The sequence below is a fragment of the Pseudomonas sp. URIL14HWK12:I12 genome, from assembly GCF_003097135.1.
Classification (GTDB): Bacteria; Pseudomonadota; Gammaproteobacteria; order Pseudomonadales; family Pseudomonadaceae; genus Aquipseudomonas.
Genome location: NZ_QEQL01000007.1, coordinates 150,211 through 169,861 on the forward strand (window position 1 = coordinate 150,211; position 19,651 = coordinate 169,861).

Sequence of the window (19,651 nt, forward strand, 5' to 3'; positions counted from 1 at the left end):
CTTAGATAGGGCGGCTGCCGTATTTGTTATCAGGCTTCTTGGGCGGGTCGGAAACCACGTTGGGCTCTACCTCCTGCACCTTGCCGCCTCGGGCAAGGAACTCTTCCATGGCGCGGGCCAAGGCATCGCGCTCTTTCTGCTTGGCCTCAAGGCTCGGCAGCTCGTCGACAGTGACCTGGGCCTTTTTGCCCTTGCCACCGGCAGGCGCCGGCGCATCGCCGTCATCGCTGCTGTCGTCCTCGGCAGGAACGTCCTCGGCGCCAGCCTCCAGGCCACCTTCCTCGGTATCGTCCTCGTCACCCACTTCCAGATCGTCTTGTTCCAGATCGTCGTCGCTCATTGTCCTACCTCATGACTCGCCAAAGCCGAGTGTTTATAGCTCTGGCAGGCCTTTGTGAGGCCTGCCGGTTCAAAAATTTTAACCTTCGCCGTTCAGGGTCGCGATCACCCGCCGAGCCCCACCGTGGTCACGGTGCTCACCCAGATACACCCCTTGCCAGGTGCCCATTGCCAGGCGACCTTCGCGCACGGGCAGCGTAAGTTCGCAGCCCAGCAGGCTGGCCTTGAAGTGCGCCGGGAGGTCATCGTCGCCCTCATCGTTATGCTCATAACCAGGCTGGCCCTGCGGCACCAGGCGGTTGAAGAAGCGCTCGAAATCCCGGCGCACTGCCGGGTCGGCGTTTTCGTTCACCGTCAATGAAGCCGAGGTGTGCTGCAGCCACAGATGTAGCAGACCGACACGGCAGCGCGACAGTTCAGGCATGCCCGCCAGCAATTCGTCGGTTACCAGATGAAAGCCCCGAGAGCGTGGCTTGAGGGTAATCGTCGATTGATGCCACATGGCTTTCTCCCGTTGCTCGGGGCGCATTCTAGCGCGCTGTGAAAAAAAGCAAAGTGCTTGAACGCTTGGCAAAAAATCCTACAGGCACAGGCACCCTGAAAATCACTGAAACCCTTGCCATATGGGCGTTTCAGGGCACCCCCTACACCCTCATCGACACATCGCAGACAAAAAAATGCCCGGCAAGCCGGGCATTTTTTCGCAAACGGTTGGTTACAGGTTGTAACCGCGCTCGTTGTGCTCGGCCAGGTCCAGGCCAACCGACTCGTCTTCTTCGCTGACGCGCAGGCCCATTACCAGGTCCAGCACCTTCAAGATGACGAAGGTGACGATGGCGGTGTAGATCACGGTGAAACCGACACCCTTGGCTTGCACCCAAAGCTGTGCAGCGACATCGGTAACGGTACCGAAACCGCCCAGCGAAGGTGCAGCGAACACGCCGGTCAGCAGCGCACCCAGGATACCGCCGATGCCGTGTACGCCGAAGGCGTCCAGGGAGTCGTCATAGCCCAGCTTGCGTTTGAGGGTGGTTGCGCAGAAGAAGCACACCACGCCTGCCGCAAGGCCGATGACCAGGGCACCGACAGGGCCGACGGTACCGGCGGCTGGGGTGATGGCTACCAGGCCCGCAACTACACCAGAGGCGATGCCCAGTGCGCTTGGCTTACCGTGGGCGACCCATTCGGCGAACATCCAGCCCAAGGCGGCAGCGGCGGTCGCGATCTGGGTAACCAGCATTGCCATGCCGGCGGTGCCGTTGGCGGCAGCAGCAGAGCCTGCGTTGAAGCCGAACCAGCCAACCCACAGCATGGCCGCGCCGATCAGGGTGTAACCCAGGTTATGGGGCGCCATCGGGGTGGTTGGGTAGCCTTTGCGCTTGCCCAGTACCAGGCACGCCACCAGGCCGGCGACACCGGCGTTGATGTGCACGACGGTACCGCCGGCGAAGTCCAGTACGCCCCAGTCCCACAGCAGGCCGCCGTTACCGCTCCAGACCATGTGCGCGATCGGTGCGTAGACCAGGGTGAACCACACGCCCATGAACACCAGCATCGCCGAGAACTTCATGCGCTCTGCAAAGGCGCCCACGATAAGGGCTGGAGTGATGATGGCGAAGGTCATCTGGAAGGTCACGAACACCGCTTCAGGGAACAGCGCCGCAGGGCCGGTGATGCTCGCCGGGGTAACGCCAGCCAGGAAGGCCTTGGCCATGCCGCCGACGAAGGAATTGAAGTTGACTACGCCCTGCTCCATGCCGGTGGTGTCGAAGGCCATCGAATAGCCGTAAACGAACCACAGGATCGAGATCAGGCCGGTGATGGCGAAGCACTGCATCATCACCGAGAGAATGTTCTTGGAGCGAACCATGCCGCCGTAGAACAGTGCCAGCCCCGGGATCGTCATGAACAGCACGAGCGCGGTGGAGGTGAGCATCCAGGCGGTATCGCCGGAATTGAGCACCGGTGCCGCGGCCTCGTCGGCCAGGGCGATGCCTGGTAAAACTGCAGACAACAGGGCGCCTAGCCCTGCGATTCGACGCAGAGTCATGTTGTTTACTCCTGGGGCTTTTTTAGTTGTGTGTGTCGGCGGTCGAGGTCAGATCGCGTCGGTACCGATTTCGCCGGTACGGATACGGATCGCCTGTTCCAGCGGCACCACGAAGATCTTGCCGTCGCCGATCTTGCCGGTGTTGGCGGCCTTGGTGATGGCCTCGATCACGCGATCGAGCTGGTCATCGCCGATGGCAACGTCGATTTTCACCTTGGGCAGGAAGTCGACCACGTACTCTGCACCGCGATACAGCTCGGTATGGCCCTTCTGGCGGCCGAAGCCTTTAACCTCAGTGACGGTGATGCCCTGCACGCCGATTTCAGACAGCGACTCGCGAACGTCGTCGAGCTTGAACGGCTTGATGATGGCAGTGACTAGCTTCATGAAACTCTCTCCCGAATTGGTGGACTTGCCCCAGGAAAACAAACCCGGCTCAAGTCTAAGCGCAGTGCCTGGCTTTGTAACGCTTAAGCGGCTTCACCCTGAAGCCTTTGCCAGCGACCGCTTCTGACGAAACAGTATTCGCTCCGCCTGCGCACTGCGTTCCCTTGTGAGGCTGCTTCAGTGCAGGGTCAGGCAGGCATAAGCAGAAAGCTTGCCAGTTCCCTAAAAACCGCATTGCAGGGGCCTTTGCCGGCCTAGCGTTACGCCAGGCCAGAGCCGCCCTTGGCCGCGGCGCACAAGCCTGGTGCGAGGCGGCTGAGCGCTGCGCCCAAAAACGGTGCAATGCCGATAAGCGGGGGCTCGTTCTACCCATGCTAGACTGCTGCGCTCAATCGTGAGGACAAACACCATGCTCGCCCCTAAAGCTTTTCTGGATTCCCTCGCGGGGCAAGCCGCACGCCTGCTCGGCGGTGACGCCAGCGCACCGCGTGCGGAAATCGAAAGCCAGTTGCACGCACTGCTGCAGAGCGCATTCAGCAAGCTTGAACTGGTCAGCCGCGACGAATTCGACAGCCAGATGACGGTACTTGCCCGTACTCGCGCCAAGGTCGAGGCACTCGAAGCCCGGCTCGCCGAGCTTGAGGCGGCGCAGGCGCAACGCCCCGACTAAAGGCGCGCTGGACGGGCGGGCCATGCGCTCCCTACACTCACGCCTGTTTCAGGGTGTTTACCGGAGCTAGGATGAACCGCAACGAGTTGCGCAAGGCCGACATCAACCTGATGGTGGTGTTCGAAACCCTGATGCTGGAGCGCAACGTCACCCGCGTCGCCGAAAAGCTCTTCCTCGGCCAGCCCACGGTGAGCGCTGCGCTCAATCGGCTGCGTAACCTGTTCAACGACCCGCTGTTCGTGCGCGTGGGGCACCGCATGGAGCCCACCGCGCGGGCCGGCGAGATCATCAAGCACCTCTCCCCTGCACTGGACGCCATGTCCGTTGCGCTAAGCCTCTCCCACGACTTCGAACCGCTTGAAAGCACCATGACGTTTCGCATCGGGCTGTCGGATGATGTGGAGTTCGGCCTGCTGCCACCGTTGTTGCGGGCCTTGCGCGCCGAAGCACCGAACGTGGTGGTAGTGGTGCAGCACGTCGACTATTGGCGCATCCCGGATCTGCTGGCCTCCGGCGACATCACCGTGGGCATCTCGCAAACTCGTGGCCTGCCAGCCAACGCCAAGCGCAAACTGCTGCGGCGTATGTACGCGCGCGTACTGCGCGCTGACTCGTCCGATGCGCCCTTGACCCTCGACGAGTACTGTTCACGGCCGCACGTGGTGGTGTCGCACACAGCCAATACCCGCGGCATCGCCGACGAATGGCTCGATGAGATTGGCCGCTCCCGCCACGTGGTGCTTTCGGTGCCGCAGTTCAGTTCACTGCCGGCCATCCTTGCCGGCACCGACCTGCTCGCCGGCTGCCCCGACTACGCAGCCACTGCAATGTTGGGTTGGGGCAACCTGTATGTGGAGCCACTGCCGTTCGACACCCCGCCACTGGAGCTGTCGATGGTATGGCTCAGCATCACCGACAGCGACCCGGCCGAACGCTGGCTAAGGTCGCGGCTGGAGTTCTACATGGGAGACCGCGGGAGCGACCTCACCGCGCCGTGAATCAATGCTGCGCGGCAGGCGCCGGCATCGCCCGCCCGCGGGCGCGCACTGCCAGCAGCACCACCAGCATGCCGACGCCGGCCACCAGCGCAGCAGCCAGGAACGCCGAGGCATAGCCACCGCCCAGTTGCACAAGCATCCCGGTGATCGAGGGCGAGGCGATGCCGGCCAGATTCGCGAGCAAGTGCACGAAACCACCTGTGCCACCCACACGGTTCTTCGGCACGATGTCCTGAATCAACGCCCAGCAGATCTGTGGGGTAACGAACAGGAACACGCTCGATACGGTGATACACGCCACCGCAGCGCTCAGGCTCGACACCTGATTGACCAGCAGTACGCATAACGCGGCAACCCCGAGCCCTAGCGTCAGCATCACCTTGCGCGCGACGATCACATTATTGAGCCGCCGGCCCAGCCAGTCGGTCACGATACCGCCGCCCAGAAAGCCCACCGCCGCCCCCAGCCAAGGAATGGTGCCGACGATGCTCATGCTTTTCACGTCCAGATGCTGGGCGTCCATGAGATAACTGGGTAGCCATGTGAGAAAGAAATACAGCACGTAGTTGAAGCAGAAAAACGCCATCGCCACTGCCAGAACCGGCACCGAGAAGATGTAATGGGCCAGGCCCCGGTCGGTGTCTTCAGCCTCCTCGGTCACGGCACGCGCCCTGCTGTTCTCGATCAACTCACGTTCGGCGGCGCTGACCGAAGGGTGATCGGCCGGGTGGTCGCGAAACCAGCGCAACCAGGCGGCAAGCCACACCAGGCCCAGCGCCGCGATCACGACGAACGACACGCGCCAGCCGTATTGCAACGCGACCAGCCCAACCACAGGCGCCGCCAGCGCAGCGCCCAGTGGCTGGCCGCAGTTGGTCAGGCCGATGGCCCGGCCCGCCTCCTCCCGAGGAAACCAGTGGGTGATGGCCTTGTTGGTCGTAGTGCCCATCGGGCCTTCACCCATTCCGAACATCACGCGGTAGACCAGCAACTGGGCGTAGCCGGTGATGGTCGCAGTCAAGCCACAGAACAGCGACCAGGTACCGGCTGCCCAGGTGAAAACACGCCGCGGGCCGAATCGGTCGGCCGCCCACCCGCCAATGAAACACAGCGCGCAATAGCCGATGAAGAAACTGGAAAAGATAAAGCCCATGTGCAGATCGTCGATCCCCAGGTCTTGCTTGACCATCGGTGCTACGACTGACAAGGCGGCGCGGTCCAGGTAGTTGAGCATTCCCGCACCAAATAGCAGTGCAGCGATGCGCCAGCGATAGTGAGTGAACATAAGCGTGGGCCTTTGTTATTGGAGTTGGCGGCCCGGGCAGTCAGCCTACCCGGGCGTGGTCGATGCGATAGCGCTGCAGAACCTGTGCATCCGGCGCGAACCCCAATCCGGGGCGCTCGGGCAGCCGAAGGCGCGGCGTGAAGGCAAGTTCTGGATACAGCAGTGCTTCAAACTCTATGAACGGCACCTCCACCGGCACATCGGCAGGCAGCAAGGTGCACAGGTGTGCCACGGCCAGCAGGCCCGGGCCGAAGTAGAAACAGTGCGGCACCACGTTGGTGCCCGTGCGTTGGGCGCGCTTGAACACCTCCAGCATTGCGGTGATCCCGCCCACCTTGGCCACACTGGGCTGGATGACATCGACCGCCTGGTGGTCGAGCAGCGCCTGAATGCCCTCTACCCCGGCGGCGTTCTCGCCTGCCGAGAGCCGCGTGCCTTGCCGGCGAACCCGTGCCAGCGCATGTGCATCGTCAGGCGGCCACACCGGCTCTTCCAACCAGGCGAGGCCAAGCTCACGCCAGTCCCTGGCCACCTGGCAGGCTTCGCTTTCGCCCCAAGGGCAATTCACATCCACCATCAGTTGCCCTTCGCTGGCCGGCAACGCCTGCCGGGCAGCCAGCACGGCCGGGTACTGGGTTTCATGCAACTTCACCTTGGTGAAACCCGCCTGCCTGGCACGCCCTACGTGATAGCCCACCGCAGCCGGGTCGTTACCGTAGCTGACCAGGCTGGCGTACAACTCCAGCTCGCGCAGCTCACCCCCCAGGAACTGCCACAGGGGTTGCCCGGCGGCTTGGGCGGCAAGGTCCCAGAGGGCGATGTCGATTCCCGACAAGCCATACACCATAGGCCCGGTGCTGCCGAAGCCGTGCACCGCCTTGCGCGCAGCCTCCAGGGCTGCTTCACGGTCGGCGAGGTCCAGGCCGATGAACATGGGCGCGATCACTTGCTGCAACGCTGCGAAGGTGACCGGGTTGGAGCCATGGCCGAAAGCCTCGCCCCAGCCTGTCAGGCCGCAGTCGGTGTGCACTTGCACGATCAGGCTTTCCATCGCGCTGTGCCGGGGGGAAGCAGCGTTGAATCGGTCATCGGCCCTAGCGATAGCGGGATGCTCGCGGGTGTCGGTTCCGGCGCTGAAGGGAACGCGCAGCCGCAATAACTCAATGGCAGTGATTTTCATGGAAGATTGTTCTTGAAATAATTGGAAATCAATTCTCATACGTTATCGTACAAGTGCTGATTTGGCCAATACCGAACTGATCTTTTCCCGAGCCGAAAGCCACAGGCCAGGCATGGCCCAACCAGGTCAGCCGAACACCGGCCAACGTGAATTCGCCCTGAGCACCTGGTGCCTCTCACGGAAAAGAACGCTGGGCACAGGGAAACATCCCCTGACATTCCACTGCGGCAGCGTCGCCGCCGCTGGGCTAACGTTGCACCGCACAACCGCTAACCCAGGAGGCACGGATGCCCCTCGCCATCGCCCACAGCCGCGCCCAGGTCGGCGTCAGCGCCCCTTCGGTGCTGGTCGAGGCACACCTGTCCAATGGCCTGCCCTCTCTCACGCTGGTGGGCCTGCCGGAAACCTCAGTCAAGGAAAGCAAAGACCGCGTGCGCAGCGCGATCATCAACGCAGGCCTGTCTTTCCCCGCCCAGCGCATCACCCTCAACCTGGCCCCGGCAGACCTGCCCAAAGACGGCGGCCGCTTCGACCTGGCCATCGCGCTGGGCATCCTGGCCAGCAGCGGGCAGATCCCACTCGCGGCACTGGCCGACATCGAATGCCTGGGCGAGCTTGCGCTGTCGGGCGCCATCCGCGCAGTGCAGGGCGTGTTGCCGGCGGCACTGGCCGCGCGGGATGCCGGGCGGACGCTGGTGGTGCCCCGTGAAAACGCCGAAGAGGCCTCACTGGCCAACGGGTTGAAAGTCCTCGCCAGCGAGCACCTGATCGAGCTGGTGGCGCATTTCAATGGCAAGCAGGAGCTGCCCTTGTTCCGTTCCGATGGGCTGCTGCTGTTGCCCCGCCCCTACCCTGACCTGAACGAAGTGCAAGGCCAGCCGGCCGCCAAGCGTGCCTTGGTAGTGGCGGCGGCGGGGTCGCACAACCTGTTGTTCAGCGGGCCGCCGGGCACGGGCAAAACACTGCTGGCCAGCCGTTTGCCGGGCCTGCTGCCGCCCTTGGCCGAGCACGAGGCGCTGGAAGTCGCGGCAATCCAGTCGGTCACCAGCTACGTGCCGTTGAGCAGCTGGCCCCAGCGGCCGTTTCGCCACCCTCACCACTCGGCCTCCGGCGCCGCCCTGGTGGGCGGCGGCAGCCGGCCGCAACCCGGCGAGATCACCCTCGCCCACCATGGCGTGCTGTTTCTCGATGAACTCCCCGAGTTCGACCGCAAGGTTCTGGAGGTGCTGCGCGAGCCATTGGAGTCTGGCGAGATCATCATCGCCCGCGCGCGAGACAAAACCCGCTTTCCTGCGCGCTTTCAGCTGGTGGCAGCGATGAACCCGTGCCCGTGCGGCTACCTGGGCGATACCACCGGCCGCTGCCGCTGTAGCCCCGACCAGATCGAGCGCTATCGCAACAAACTCTCCGGCCCCTTGCTCGACCGCATCGACCTGCACCTGACCGTCGCCCGCGAAACCACCAGCCTCAACCCCACCTCGGGCGACGGCGAAAGCACAGCCCAGGCCGCCAGGCGGGTGTGCGACGCGCGAGAGCTGCAACTGCAACGCCAGGGCTGCGCCAACGCCTTTCTCGACCTGCCCGGGCTACGCAAGCACTGCCAACTGCGACAGGCCGACGAACACTGGCTGGAAGCAGCGTGCGAGCGGCTTACGCTGTCACTGCGCGCAGCCCATCGCTTGCTGAAGGTGGCCCGTACCTTGGCCGACCTGGACGGCGAGGCTTCGATTGCCCGCGCCCACGTCGCCGAGGCTCTGCAATACCGGCCCGCAGCCGGCTAGCAGCCTGTGCAAGCAGCGCCCACAGTGGCAGAGGGGTTGTGCGCAGTGTGGATTCGCTTGTGCCCCTCGACCTTGGCCATAGGCAACGCAGCGCTGCCCTGACCTAATAACGGCCTTTCCCGACACAGGCCTGCCCCAATGCCTCGCATACCATTCGCCCTTCTGCTGGCCCTGGCCGCCAACACCGCCGTTGCCGCCAACGAGCCACCGCTGTACAGCACCTACAAGGATTGGCTCATCGGCTGCGACAACACCCGCACCTGCACCGCCATCGGCGCTGTGCAGCAGCGCGATGACACGGGCCATGCGACCTTCAGCCTGCGCATCAGCCGCGAGGCAGGGCCTGAGGGTGCATTGCGCATCGGGGTATTCGACACGGGGGCGGCCAAGGCCCAACCGCTGCTGGACGGCAAACCGCTCAACACCGCGTTCGGCCCAGGCGAACTGCATGAAGGCGACGTGCCCGAACAGTTCGCTGCCACCGGTTCGCAGGCGATGGCGCTGATCAGGGAGCTGCGTGACGGGCACAACCTGGTGCTTCGCACCCAAGACGGCCAAGCATTGGCTTCACTCAGCGGAATGAGCGCCGCCTTGCTGCAGATGGACGCCGTGCAAGGCCGGGTGGGCACGCAAACGGCGCTGCTGCGCCCGGGCGATAAGCCCACCAGCGACGTACCGGCGGCACCGGCGGCGCCCTCGCTGCCGGCGTGGCACCCCGCCCCTGCCCTGAACGCCGCTACGGCCCAGCGCCTCGGCGAAACAGTCATCGCCGCGACTCGCGCAGACTGGGAAAACACCCTGGACGAGGGCACCCCAGCCCAGGCACAGGCCTACGCCCTGAACGCCAGCCAGGCGTTGGTACTGATCAAGACCGGCTGCGCCGCCTACAACTGCACCTACAGCCTCTACCTGGCGCCGCTGGAGCATCCGGAGCAGGCACGCAAGGTCGACCTTCCGCAGCCCACCCCGGTGGCAGACGACGAACCAGGCGGTGATTTCAGCTTCGATCCCGCACGCGGCGAGCTCACCAGCGAGTTCATGGCCATGGGCATGGGCGGGTGCGGCACCTCGATTCGCTGGCGCTTCGACGGTAGCGGCTTCGCGCTGGCCGATGCTCGCCAGATGAGCGCCTGCATGGGCCTGGCCGAGGCCTATTGGCCGGTGCTGTGGCGCACCTCGCCAAGCCGCTGAACGCCTGGAAACAACTGGCCCAGGGTACGCCTGGCCTGGGCCGCCTCGATGTAGTCATGGATGAGATAGGCGACCTGCTGGTGATCCAGCGGCTCGCCATCGAGCGTCAGGCACACATACCACAGCTTGATCTGCAGGCCGCCTGCAATGGGCCAGGCGTGCGGCGCGGCCAGCGACCTGTAGCACCGCGGCCGCAGTGCAGGCGCGCCCGTGGGCGCGTAGACGGTGAAGGCCAGGGTGCTGTGCAGGTGGCGCTGGTCCACAAAAAGCTCGCTGAAGCTGTGCAGCGGGGCCGGTGCCGGGGAGTTGGCAAACGCTATGGTGTCAGGCGTCAGCGCCAGCACCACGCTGCCGTGCCGCCGCCCCAGTGCCCAGGCGATGGCCAGGCCCGCGCCTGCGGCGGCGATCAGCAACCAGGCCGGGCCCCACACCAGGATGGAGTGCGCAAAGACGTGGTTGGCCCAGAGCAGCCATGCACCGGTTGCAAACGGCACAACAGCGGCCAGCCCCAGCAAACAGGCCTGCACACGGCAGCGTTCGCGCAACTCGCAGCTGTGCTGTGGGCCTTCGGCTGCCGCCTGCAGGCTCTCCAGATGCGCCTCTCGCGTGAGGTCATCCACCTCAGCGCATCGCGTCGAGTTGGCGCTGCGCCTTGGCGGCCATCACATAGGCATTGAGCAAGGCGCCTGCATCTTCGGGTTGGAGCTTCTGGCCGCCAACCATCAGCCCAGCGGACTGGATCAGGATGTGCGGCCTGGGCTTTCTGAGCGCCATGGCCTGGTTGCCGAACAGCACTTTGCAGGGGCGATGGGTCGGCAGGGGGGCTGCTGGGTCGAGGGCGAGATTCTGCACCAGCAACCAGCCGCCTTCGTGAACGCCGATGTCGATCACATCGGCCAACTCCACCGGCGCGCTGAGCAGATCGTGGAACAGCTGGCGACGGGTCAGGCGCAGGAAGGGGTGCTTGCCGGCGTCACGGTGCTGCCAGGTGAGGAAAGCAAACAACAATGCCAACACCACGGCACCGATCGTCATCCCGGTTTTACCCTGTTGCATGCTCACGAACGCGCCGGCCAACGAGAACGCAATCAGCAGTGGGCCAACGATCAGAAAGCGCCGCGAGTTGGTCAGCTCGGTCTGCTCGGGCACCTGCTCGACGACCTGCTTGAGCTCGGCAAGCACGCGGTCGTGCTGGGCCTCCCGGGACTGGTCGTATTCGGCACTGAGCGTTGAAGCCAGGCCGGAAAGCGGGTCAGGCTGCTGCGGGGTGGTCATGGGGCATCCTCGGATGGGCTTTAAACCCGTGATTATCCGGCCCTGCCTGCTGGCCCGGCAGCTACCGGGCCGATACTCACAACAATATCCACGGTGCTCACAAGCCTTCGCCCAAAGGCTCCTCGAAGCGCAGCAGGCGCCCGGCATTGCCCAGCACCAGCAAGGTGCTCAGGTTGTGCAGCACGGCGGCAATCATCGCCCCTGCCGCCCCGAGCCAGCCGAAGGCCGCGAAGGCGACGATGGCCAATGTCCAGCCGATGCCGATGATCACGTTGGCGTGCAGGGTGCGCCGGCACTGGCGGCTCAGGCGTACGCAGGTACCGAGCCGCCGCAGGTCGCTACCGATCAGCACGATATCGGCCGAGGCCAGGGCGATGTCGGCGCCGCCGGCGCCCATGGCCACCCCCACCACGCCCGCCTTGAGGGCAAGCGAATCGTTGATGCCATCACCGACCACCATTGGGCGAAAGCCCTGGTCGATCTCGGCCAGCACACGGTTGAGCTTGTCTTCGGGCAGCGCCTGGGCCTGCACGGCCTGGATGCCTACCTGCGCAGCGACACGGTCGGCCACGCTCTGGCGGTCGCCGGTCAGCAGTAACTGCCGGCCCAGGCCCAATGCGGTGAGCTGCGCCAGTGCCTGTGCCGCCTCAGCCTTGGGCGTGTCGGCCAGCAGCAGCCAGCCAAGAAAGCGGCCGCCCAGGGCCAGCCCTGCAAGGGGGCCATCATGCTCGGGGACGGGCGCGGTGGTCACGCCCAACGCCTCAAACAGCTCGGGGCGGCCCAAGGCGGCTATACCCTGCTCGGTGCTGGCGACCACGCCAAGCCCCTGGCGCTCCTCGATACCTTCCAGCACCAGCAGCCGGTCATGGGGCACCAGGCTCGCCAACGCACGGCTGACCGGGTGGCTGCTGGCGTGGCCAAGGCTTGCCGCGAGCTGGTGCAAGGCGCCGGTATCGCCCTGTTGTGCCTCAATGCCTTGCAGGCGCAGGGTGCCGTGGGTGAGCGTGCCGGTCTTGTCCAGCACGACGCTGGTAAGGTCGGCCAGCTCTTCGAGGAAGGCCGAGCCGCGAATCAGAATGCCGTGGCGCGCGGCCACGGCGACCCCGGCAATAGCGGTGGCCGGTGCCGAAAGCACCAACGCGCAGGGGCAGGCTGCCACCAGCACCGCGAGCATGGCCTGGGCGTCCTGGGTGACGAACCAGGTCACCGCCGCCACCAGCAGCACCAACACTTGATACGCCCCGGCATGGCGCTCGAGCAAACGGGTGATCGGCGGCTTGGCGCGCTCGGCGCTCTGCATCAGGGCGATGACCTTGCCCAGCGTCGAATCACTGCCAGTGCGCGTGACCTCTACGCGCAGCAGGCCATCGAGGTTGATGCTGCCGGCCAGCACCCGTTCGCCTTCGCGCACACGTTGCGGCACCGACTCGCCCGTTAGGGTGGCGGTGTCGAGGCTGGCCTGGCCGCTGCGCACCACACCATCGGCAGGGACCTGATCACCTGCTCGGACCTCGACCTGGTCGCCGGCCTGCAAGGTGCTGTTGTCTACCTCACGGATGCCACCGTCGGCCAACAGCCGTGCCTGGCTGCGAGTGAGCTGGCCCAGGGCCTCGATGGCCTGTTGCGAGCCGATGACACTGCGCTCTTCGAGCACATGGCCGAAGATCATGATGATCGGCAGCAATGCGGCCGTGAGCAGGTCTCCGCTGGCCCAGGCGCCGATCATCGCCAGCGCGATGAGCTGATCGGTGATGCCATGCAGGCTGGGGTGGCGCAGGCTGAACCAGGCAGAGCGCAGCACCGGCACCGCCACCAGCAGCGAGGCCAGCCCCAGCAGGCAATCACCGACCTGCGCCTGGTCAGCGGCCCAGGCACGCCAGCCCAGGCCCAGCAACAGCAGGCCCAACGCGAGCATGGCCAGGGTCAGTTGCCGCGCAGCGCGGCGTTGCTCGCCCTGGCTGAGCAGGGGCGCGGCATGTACGTGGGCGCTCATCGGTCGGCTCCCTGAAGGATCAAGCGGCTGTCGTCATGGGGGTCGACGGTGGTGACCGAGCCGGCCTTGCCGAGAATCGCCGGCAAGCGCTCCCGGTAAAGGCGCAGCGCAAGGCCGGGGTCGTCGCTGTGGGCAAGGCCTGTGATGGTGGCAGTGGCGGCCTGCGCCTGGGCCACCTGTTCGCTGGCCTGGGCATGGGCCACTGCCAGCAGGCGGTCGGCCTTCTGGGTGGCGGCTTGCAAGGTTTTCTGGGCATCGTTGCGGGCGGTGGCGAGCGCTTTGTCTGCCTCCTGCGTAGCGGTCAGCACAGCGTTGAACGCACTCACGGCGTCGGCCGGCAGGCTGGATTGCACATCCACCCGCTCCAGTGTCACACCCAGGCCCTGGCCGGTGGCCTCCAGCTCGCGCAGGCGCTGGTTGGCGCTCTGCACCAGGTCTGCGCGCAGGCGTTCGCGGCGCTCGGCGGCCTGGTTGCCTTGGCTGAGCATTTCCGGCCGGGCCACCAGAATGGTGTCCAGGTCGCGGGCCGCGGCAAGGCCGATGGCGCTACGGGTGATCACACGGTCCAGCGCCGGCAGCACATGATCACCCTGCAGCACCCAGGCCCGCGGGTCGGTGACCCGGTAGAACACCTGCAAGTCCAGTTGCACCACGCCAGCATCGCCGGTGAGCAGGTACCCCGAACCGGCCAGCGCATCGCTTACCGGGGTCACGTAGCTGGCCTTGAGCTCGGCATCGCGGGCGGCGTTGCTGCGTTGCAGGCCCTGCACGTGCAGTTGCAGCACTCGCTCGGGGCCGGGCACCGTGATCACTTGCTCCACCGGCTGCGGCCAGGCCATCAGCAGGCCTGCGCCAGCCACCCGCTCGATGGCGCCGAAACGCAGCACCACCGCGCGGTCCTGTGGCGCGACCTGGCGCACGTTGGAGAACAGCCAGGCCAGCGCCGCCAGCAACGTCACCAGGTACAGGCCGATGAACGCCAGCCGGGTCGCTTGCTGCCAGGGGCCTGTGCCCCGCTCACGAAGCTCGCTCATGGCTGCACAGGCGCCTTGCCGTCGCCAGCCGCCGGCCCTTCGACCAGCGCACGGAACGGCGCGGCGTCGGTGCGCAGCACCAGGCGGCTGCTGGGGGTGATGATGGTGCCGAGGGTATCCAGCGAACGCAGCAAGTTGTAAAGCTGTGGCGCGCTGGCGTAGGCCTTGCCGTAGATCTGCGCGGCCTGCACCTTGGCCTGGGCCTGGATGTCGGCGGCCTGCACCGAGGCGTCCGCTTCCAGCACGCGCGCGTCGCGCTCTGCCTGTGAGCGAATCTGTGCGGCCTGGCGCTTGCCTTCGGCGGTGCGTTCGGTGGCGATGGTTTCACGCTCGGCGCGCATGCGATCAACCGTAGCGTTGAGGGTCACCGAGGGCAGGGTCAGGCGCTCGACCCCCACTTGCAGCACGCGCACGCCGTAGGTGTCGAACAGGGCTTTTTCGATCTGGTCACGCAGGCGGGTTTCGAAGGCGTTGATCTGCACCTGGCTGGCGTCGGTGTTCACCAGGCTGGCAAGGTCGAAGCTTGCGGCGGTGGTTTCCAGGGCAGAGCCGACGAAGGTGCGGATCTGCCGCGCGGCCTCGTCAGGCTGGTTCTGCACGGCGCGCATGAAGCGCTGCACTGCGTCCTGGTCGGCCGGTACCTGCCAGGCCACATAGGCCTGCACGATGATGCGCAGGCCATCGCGGGTGCCGACGTCCTGCAAGCCGCTGGAGGTACTGCGCAGGCGCAGGTCCACCGGCACCGCGGCCTCCAGCGGCGTGGGCAGGCGCCAGGCCAGGCCCGGCTCCAACAGCACCCGCTGCGGGTTGCCGAAGCGAGTCACCACCATCGCTTCGCCAGAGCGCACCTGCACCAGGCTCGCAGCGATGGCGGCGAACGCGACCAGCGCGAAGGCGATGGCGAAACGGCCCCAGGGCAAGGGCCCGGCGTGCGCGGGTGCGCCGTGGTGGTGGTGATGGTGATGGCCGTGGTGGGAATGATGATGGCCGTGGTGGTCATCGTGGGTGTGGGTCGGGTTGCTCAAGTCAGCCACTCCTTAACGAACGGCGCGCGATGGCGTGGCGTCCACCGGGGCGAAGAAGGTGCGCAGGTCGAGGGTCGGCGCAGTGCCGCCTCCGAGGCGGTGATCGAGTATCAGCAGCTGGCCCTGGGCCAGGCCCTGGCTCAGCTGCGCCAGGTAGCGCTCGAAGATGAACGCTTGGCCAGCGCTTGCGTATGCCTGGCGCTCGGCCTCGAAGGTGCGGTCGGCGGCCTGGGCGGCGGCATGGTTCTCACGGGCCGAAGCTTCAGCCTGGGTGCTGACGTCGAAGGCGACCAGTTGCGCCTGGCTCATCTGCTCGGCAGCGGCACCCCGCTCACGGGCCACCAGCGCCTGGGCGCTGATTTGGGCAGCCTGCACCGCATGGTAGGCATTGGCGGCCCCGGCCGGTGGGTGGATGGCTTCCACCACGGTAGCGAGCACTTCCACGCCACTGCCGAGCTTGCGCAGGTCAGCCTGCACCGCCTCACCGATGCGCGCCGACAGCCCTTGGCGATCCTCCCCGAGCAGGCCATCCAGCGTGCTGGAGGCCAGGCTGTGCACCAGCACGCGGCTGGCGGTGTCGCGGATCAGCTGCGGTACGTCGGCGCTGTGGTAGGTCGCAGCCAGGGCATCGGCATCGCTTAGCCCGATGCGATAGATGAAGCGCACGTCCATGTTCACCACTTGGAAGTTCTGCTGCGCACCGCTGCTGCTGGCAATCACCTGGGTGTTGTCACGGGCGTGGGTGGCATCCCACAGGCGGTCGGCGCTCACCGGGGCTGGCCCATCTGCGGTGGCCGCGCTGGGCGCTGCAGCACCCTCCAGCCCCGTGGCCAGCTCGTGAACGGTACCGTTCTCTACCGCAATCACTCGCCCAAGCGGCCAGGGCAGGCCCACATGCAGGCCCGGGCCAAGCACGCGCAGGGGGTTGCCGAACTGCTCGTAGACGCCCCGGCCGTCCAGCGGCACTTGGTGCACGCCGCTCAGGGCCCAGCCCAGCAGTGCCACTACGGCAAACACCGGCAACGCCGCGCGGCGCATGTAATTGAAAGCCCACACCTGCCGCAGGTCGATGCCGAAACGGCCCTTGAGCTCCTGTTGCAAGGCCTGCAAAGGGCGCGGCGGCCAGCGCAGCAGCCCGGCGACGAAGCTGTCGGCCAGCATCGGCGGCTCCAGGCTTGGCCGGCGCGGGCTGAACCACGACAGCACCGCGCGCACCGCAAGCTCCAACGCCACCGCCGCCGGCAACAGGCCGCCGAGGGTCGCCACCCGGGCAGGCCAGAGGCTGCCGGGGCTGTAGAACAGCAGGCAGAGTGCGTTGAGCAAAAGCTCGGCCAGCACCAGCCGCAGGATCAGCGCAAGCGCCCTGGCTTCCGGCCATTGCGCCGGGTTGGCCTGCGACAGGTGGCGCTCCGCAACCAGCAAACCGAACGCCAGCAACAGGCTCAGGGCGACGGCAATGTTACCCGCCAGGCCGGCCTGGCCGCCGGGTATCGCCAGGTCCCAGGGCAGGCGGATGCACAGCATCGCCAGCAGGCTCCAGCCCAACAGCCACAACGACGCCAGGCCTAGGCGCCGGGCGTTGCCGAGCAAACCTTGGCTGATGCGATCAAGCGTGCGCTCGTACCAGCCACTAGCCTCTGCGGCCACCTCAGCCTTGGCCGGGGCAGGCGCCAACAACGCCGCCCGCCATCGCGCTGGCTCACGAGCCGCCTGCACGGCAGCACCCGCCAGCAGAAAACTCGCAGCCAGGTTGCACAGCACCGTTGGCCACAGCGTAGCGGCCGCGAACAGGCCAGCGAAAGTCGCCAGCGCCAGCAACACACCCACCAGCGCTGCGCAGGCCAGGCCATAGCGCAACAGCACCTGCGCCTGCCTTCCCGCGCTCAGCACGCTGGGCAGCTCGCGCACGTCCGTGGCTGCTGCTTGCAGATCAATCCCCATCCCCACCCCGAAACATTTTGCAACGTGGCGTTACGATATAACGATGGGGGTCAAAATGTCGTGTAGCACGTGATGAAAAATAGGGTGGTTCAGGGAGGGTTCAGGGTTGGGAAATCTGAATCGACGACCAGAATGTTCAACCCGCGGGAGCCCGCCTGTGCCGAGCGACGCAAATAAATGCACCTAGCCCCGCGCAACCGGCCTCCCACCCAGGCTAAGCACAGCATGCAAACGCTCGCGCTACCCCCCTCCCATTCTCGGAAACTCCGGCTATCATGGCTCACCTCATCCAGGATGGATCACCATGGACAGCAATCGACGTCCTATTCGCGCACGTTCTTCGCGCTGGGCAAACGGCATCACCGCTTTTCTCATCCGCACCGGCATCTCCCCCAATCAGATTTCCCTCATCAGCATCGCTTTCGCAGCGCTGGGTGCGTTGGCGATCGTGCTCGACCAAGGCATCGCAGGCTCGGTGCTGTGCATCATCGGCATCCAGGGCCGGCTGCTTTGCAACTTGTTCGACGGCATGGTGGCCATCGACGGCGGCAAGCAATCGCCGCTGGGTGCACTGTTCAATGAATTCCCTGACCGGGTGGCCGACTCGCTACTACTGATCGCGCTGGGCTATGCCTGCGCCTGGCCAGCCTTGGGCTGGTTTGCCGCATTGGCTGCGGCATTGACGGCCTATATCCGCGTGTCCGGTGGCTCGCTCGGGCTGGCACAGCGTTTTCTTGGCCCCTTCGCCAAGCAGCAGCGCATGGCGGTCATGACCGGTGCAATGGTGCTCAACGCCTTTGAAAGCCCATTGTGGGGCAGCCATTACGCTCTGTTGGCCGGGCTCTGGCTGATCGCGCTGGGCTCGGCGCTCACCTGCGTAACCCGCACCCGCGCGCTGTGCCGCGACCTGGAGGCCCGCCATGTGGCTCAGTGAATTGCTGGTGGCGCTGCTGCGCCTGTTGCTGGGTGTTACTGCGCGCTGGCAGAGCCCGCCGCAGCTTGGCCGCCAGCGCATCTATTTCGCCAACCACTCCAGCCACATGGATACTCTGGCGATCATCTCCGCCCTGCCCAAGGCCGCGCGCCGGCACACCCGCCCGGTGGCCGCTGCCGATTACTGGGGCAAGAACGCCTTTCTGCGCTTCATCTCGGGCCAAGGCCTGCGTGCGGTGCTGATCGAGCGCCACGGCCCGCCTGGCCGCGATGCGCTGGCGCCGGTGGTGCAGGCGCTGGAACAGGGCGACTCGATCATCCTGTTCCCCGAGGGCACCCGCGGTGACCAGCCCCTGCCCGCCCCGTTCAAGAGCGGGCTGTTTCGCCTGCATCAGCAATTCCCAGAAGTGGAGCTGGTACCGGTGTACCTGCAGAACTTTCACCGCTCGCTGCCCAAGGGTAAGCGCGTACCCCTGCCGATCCTGTGCAACATACGCATCGGCGACCCGATCCCGGCGCTGCCAGGTGAAGACAAAGCCGTGTTTCTCGAACGCGCCCGTGAGGCTGTGGTGAGGTTGGCCCAATGAGCATGATGTCCAAATTCCTCTGGTTCGTCGGCATCGTGCTGGCGCTGCTGACCCTCGCCTCGGCCACCGGCTGGGTGCTGGCGCGCACCCTCAAGCGGGAAAGCCTGGTTGCCACCCTCGTGAACCTGAACGAGCGCATCAATGCCTGGTGGTGGATGGTCATCATCTTCCTGGTGTCGTTCTGGATCGGCCCCACCGCCACGCTGGTGTTATTCGGCTTCATCTCGCTGTTCGCGCTGCGTGAATTCATCACCCTGGCGCCGACTCGGGCCGCTGACCATTACGCCCTGTTCGCTGCGTTCTTCGTGTTGATACCGGCGCAGTACTGGCTGATCGGCACCCACTGGTACTCGATGTTCACACTGCTGATCCCGGTGTACGCCTTCCTGCTGCTGCCGGCCATTGCTGTGCTCAGCGGCGACACCAGCCAATTCATGGAGCGCACCGCGAAGATCCAGTGGGGCGTGATGATCAGCGTCTACTGCATCAGCCACGCCCCCGCCCTGCTGCTGCTCGACCTGCCCGGCTACCAGGGCCAGAACGCCCTGCTGCTGTTCTACCTGATCTTCGTGGTGCAGATCAGCGACGTGCTCCAGTACGTGTTCGGCAAGCTCTTCGGCAAGCACAAGGTGGCGCCGTCGGTGAGCCCGTCCAAAACGGTCGAAGGCCTGGTCGGTGGTGGCCTGGCAGCGACCTTGGTGGGCGGCGGGCTGTTCTGGATGACACCATTCAACTTCGTTCAGTCGCTGGCCATGGCCCTGTTGATCGTGACCATGGGCTTTCTCGGTGGGCTGGTGATGTCGGCAATGAAGCGCAGCCTGAGTGCGAAGGACTGGGGAACGATGATCAAAGGCCACGGCGGGATGCTGGATCGGATGGATTCGATCTGCTTCGCGGCGCCGGTGTTTTTTCATGTGACGCGGTATTTCTTTAGTCCGTGAGGGCAAAGCTGGGGGAGGAGCACCTCCGGGTCGCTTGGCAT

General features: G+C 65.6%; 19 protein-coding genes. 7 read left to right on the forward strand and 12 right to left on the reverse strand.

What is annotated here, in order from left to right; translation table 11 throughout:
- Position 1: 1 nt before the first annotated feature.
- From sutA to glnK, 4 genes are all read right to left on the reverse strand, one after another.
- The gene (gene sutA / locus F474_RS19980; protein WP_097088120.1) at positions 2–340 is read right to left on the reverse strand and encodes a transcriptional regulator SutA; all 339 of its coding nucleotides are present in this window, start codon (positions 338–340) and stop codon (positions 2–4) included.
- Between the two features lie 78 nt (positions 341–418).
- The gene (locus tag F474_RS19985; RefSeq protein ID WP_097088118.1) at positions 419–841 is read right to left on the reverse strand and encodes a secondary thiamine-phosphate synthase enzyme YjbQ; all 423 of its coding nucleotides are present in this window, start codon (positions 839–841) and stop codon (positions 419–421) included.
- 213 nt (positions 842–1,054) lie between these two features.
- On the reverse strand, positions 1,055–2,389 hold the full coding sequence (locus tag F474_RS19990) for an ammonium transporter (RefSeq protein ID WP_097088116.1): 1,335 nt from the start codon (positions 2,387–2,389) through the stop codon (positions 1,055–1,057).
- A 48-nt stretch (positions 2,390–2,437) separates the two neighbouring features.
- Positions 2,438–2,776 (reverse strand): P-II family nitrogen regulator, encoded by a 339-nt coding sequence (glnK, locus tag F474_RS19995; RefSeq protein WP_097088114.1) that lies wholly within the window; start codon positions 2,774–2,776, stop codon positions 2,438–2,440.
- 409 nt (positions 2,777–3,185) lie between these two features.
- Here glnK and F474_RS20000 point away from each other — a divergent pair, with 409 nt between their 5' ends.
- The gene (locus tag F474_RS20000; RefSeq protein ID WP_097088111.1) at positions 3,186–3,446 is read left to right on the forward strand and encodes an accessory factor UbiK family protein; all 261 of its coding nucleotides are present in this window, start codon (positions 3,186–3,188) and stop codon (positions 3,444–3,446) included.
- A gap of 71 nt (positions 3,447–3,517) precedes the next feature.
- Positions 3,518–4,444 (forward strand): LysR substrate-binding domain-containing protein, encoded by a 927-nt coding sequence (locus tag F474_RS20005; protein WP_097088109.1) that lies wholly within the window; start codon positions 3,518–3,520, stop codon positions 4,442–4,444.
- 1 nt (position 4,445) lies between these two features.
- Here F474_RS20005 and F474_RS20010 read toward each other — a convergent pair whose 3' ends face one another.
- Positions 4,446–5,729 carry an MFS transporter gene (locus F474_RS20010; RefSeq protein ID WP_097088107.1) on the reverse strand — a complete coding sequence of 428 codons (1,284 nt, stop codon included), beginning with the start codon at positions 5,727–5,729 and terminating at the stop codon, positions 4,446–4,448.
- 40 nt (positions 5,730–5,769) lie between these two features.
- The gene (locus F474_RS20015) at positions 5,770–6,909 is read right to left on the reverse strand and encodes a mandelate racemase/muconate lactonizing enzyme family protein (RefSeq protein WP_097088105.1); all 1,140 of its coding nucleotides are present in this window, start codon (positions 6,907–6,909) and stop codon (positions 5,770–5,772) included.
- Positions 6,910–7,196: 287 nt separating this feature from the next.
- Here F474_RS20015 and F474_RS20020 point away from each other — a divergent pair, with 287 nt between their 5' ends.
- Positions 7,197–8,690: a YifB family Mg chelatase-like AAA ATPase gene (locus tag F474_RS20020; protein ID WP_097088103.1), complete on the forward strand. Its 1,494-nt coding sequence runs from the start codon at positions 7,197–7,199 to the stop codon at positions 8,688–8,690.
- Between the two features lie 138 nt (positions 8,691–8,828).
- Positions 8,829–9,881 (forward strand): DUF1176 domain-containing protein, encoded by a 1,053-nt coding sequence (locus F474_RS20025; RefSeq protein WP_097088101.1) that lies wholly within the window; start codon positions 8,829–8,831, stop codon positions 9,879–9,881.
- Here the strand turns inward: F474_RS20025 and F474_RS20030 are convergent.
- From F474_RS20030 to hflK, 6 genes are all read right to left on the reverse strand, one after another.
- Entirely contained in the window at positions 9,842–10,501 is a 660-nt protein-coding gene (locus tag F474_RS20030) for a hypothetical protein (protein WP_097088099.1), read from the reverse strand. The genes F474_RS20025 and F474_RS20030 overlap by 40 nt on opposite strands.
- 1 nt (position 10,502) lies before the next feature.
- Positions 10,503–11,156: a hypothetical protein gene (locus tag F474_RS20035; RefSeq protein ID WP_256577824.1), complete on the reverse strand. Its 654-nt coding sequence runs from the start codon at positions 11,154–11,156 to the stop codon at positions 10,503–10,505.
- Positions 11,157–11,253: 97 nt separating this feature from the next.
- Positions 11,254–13,149 carry a heavy metal translocating P-type ATPase gene (locus F474_RS20040; RefSeq protein WP_097088097.1) on the reverse strand — a complete coding sequence of 632 codons (1,896 nt, stop codon included), beginning with the start codon at positions 13,147–13,149 and terminating at the stop codon, positions 11,254–11,256.
- Positions 13,146–14,183, reverse strand: a complete 1,038-nt coding sequence (locus F474_RS20045) for an SPFH domain-containing protein (protein WP_097088095.1) — start codon at positions 14,181–14,183, stop codon at positions 13,146–13,148. The genes F474_RS20040 and F474_RS20045 overlap by 4 nt, the downstream gene beginning before the upstream one ends.
- Positions 14,180–15,208 (reverse strand): protease modulator HflC, encoded by a 1,029-nt coding sequence (hflC, locus tag F474_RS20050; protein ID WP_097088092.1) that lies wholly within the window; start codon positions 15,206–15,208, stop codon positions 14,180–14,182. Before hflC ends, F474_RS20045 begins: the two co-directional genes overlap by 4 nt.
- A gap of 12 nt (positions 15,209–15,220) precedes the next feature.
- Positions 15,221–17,149: a protease modulator HflK gene (gene hflK / locus F474_RS20055; RefSeq protein WP_097088090.1), complete on the reverse strand. Its 1,929-nt coding sequence runs from the start codon at positions 17,147–17,149 to the stop codon at positions 15,221–15,223.
- Positions 17,150–17,453: 304 nt separating this feature from the next.
- Between hflK and F474_RS20060 the strand changes: the two genes are divergently transcribed.
- From F474_RS20060 to F474_RS20070, 3 genes are read left to right on the forward strand one after another with little or no spacing between them, the layout of a single operon-like run.
- Positions 17,454–18,083, forward strand: a complete 630-nt coding sequence (locus tag F474_RS20060) for a CDP-alcohol phosphatidyltransferase family protein (RefSeq protein ID WP_097088088.1) — start codon at positions 17,454–17,456, stop codon at positions 18,081–18,083.
- Positions 18,070–18,669, forward strand: a complete 600-nt coding sequence (locus tag F474_RS20065) for a lysophospholipid acyltransferase family protein (protein ID WP_097088086.1) — start codon at positions 18,070–18,072, stop codon at positions 18,667–18,669. The genes F474_RS20060 and F474_RS20065 overlap by 14 nt, the downstream gene beginning before the upstream one ends.
- Entirely contained in the window at positions 18,666–19,610 is a 945-nt protein-coding gene (locus tag F474_RS20070; protein WP_097088084.1) for a phosphatidate cytidylyltransferase, read from the forward strand. Before F474_RS20065 ends, F474_RS20070 begins: the two co-directional genes overlap by 4 nt.
- Positions 19,611–19,651 lie beyond the last annotated feature (41 nt).

Bases quoted from the DNA above. Each gene is read 5' to 3' on its own strand.
- F474_RS20060 (WP_097088088.1), top strand. From the start codon at position 17,454: ATGGACAGCAATCGACGTCCTATTCGCGCACGTTCTTCGCGCTGGGCA.
- F474_RS20045 (WP_097088095.1), bottom strand. From the start codon at position 14,183: ATGAGCGAGCTTCGTGAGCGGGGCACAGGCCCCTGGCAGCAAGCGACC.
- F474_RS20070 (WP_097088084.1), top strand. From the start codon at position 18,666: ATGAGCATGATGTCCAAATTCCTCTGGTTCGTCGGCATCGTGCTGGCG.
- F474_RS20015 (WP_097088105.1), bottom strand. From the start codon at position 6,909: ATGAAAATCACTGCCATTGAGTTATTGCGGCTGCGCGTTCCCTTCAGC.
- F474_RS20035 (WP_256577824.1), bottom strand. From the start codon at position 11,156: ATGACCACCCCGCAGCAGCCTGACCCGCTTTCCGGCCTGGCTTCAACG.
- F474_RS20005 (WP_097088109.1), top strand. From the start codon at position 3,518: ATGAACCGCAACGAGTTGCGCAAGGCCGACATCAACCTGATGGTGGTG.
- F474_RS20020 (WP_097088103.1), top strand. From the start codon at position 7,197: ATGCCCCTCGCCATCGCCCACAGCCGCGCCCAGGTCGGCGTCAGCGCC.
- hflK (WP_097088090.1), bottom strand. From the start codon at position 17,149: ATGGGGATTGATCTGCAAGCAGCAGCCACGGACGTGCGCGAGCTGCCC.
- F474_RS20065 (WP_097088086.1), top strand. From the start codon at position 18,070: ATGTGGCTCAGTGAATTGCTGGTGGCGCTGCTGCGCCTGTTGCTGGGT.
- F474_RS19985 (WP_097088118.1), bottom strand. From the start codon at position 841: ATGTGGCATCAATCGACGATTACCCTCAAGCCACGCTCTCGGGGCTTT.
- F474_RS19990 (WP_097088116.1), bottom strand. From the start codon at position 2,389: ATGACTCTGCGTCGAATCGCAGGGCTAGGCGCCCTGTTGTCTGCAGTT.
- glnK (WP_097088114.1), bottom strand. From the start codon at position 2,776: ATGAAGCTAGTCACTGCCATCATCAAGCCGTTCAAGCTCGACGACGTT.
- sutA (WP_097088120.1), bottom strand. From the start codon at position 340: ATGAGCGACGACGATCTGGAACAAGACGATCTGGAAGTGGGTGACGAG.
- F474_RS20000 (WP_097088111.1), top strand. From the start codon at position 3,186: ATGCTCGCCCCTAAAGCTTTTCTGGATTCCCTCGCGGGGCAAGCCGCA.
- F474_RS20010 (WP_097088107.1), bottom strand. From the start codon at position 5,729: ATGTTCACTCACTATCGCTGGCGCATCGCTGCACTGCTATTTGGTGCG.
- F474_RS20040 (WP_097088097.1), bottom strand. From the start codon at position 13,149: ATGAGCGCCCACGTACATGCCGCGCCCCTGCTCAGCCAGGGCGAGCAA.
- F474_RS20025 (WP_097088101.1), top strand. From the start codon at position 8,829: ATGCCTCGCATACCATTCGCCCTTCTGCTGGCCCTGGCCGCCAACACC.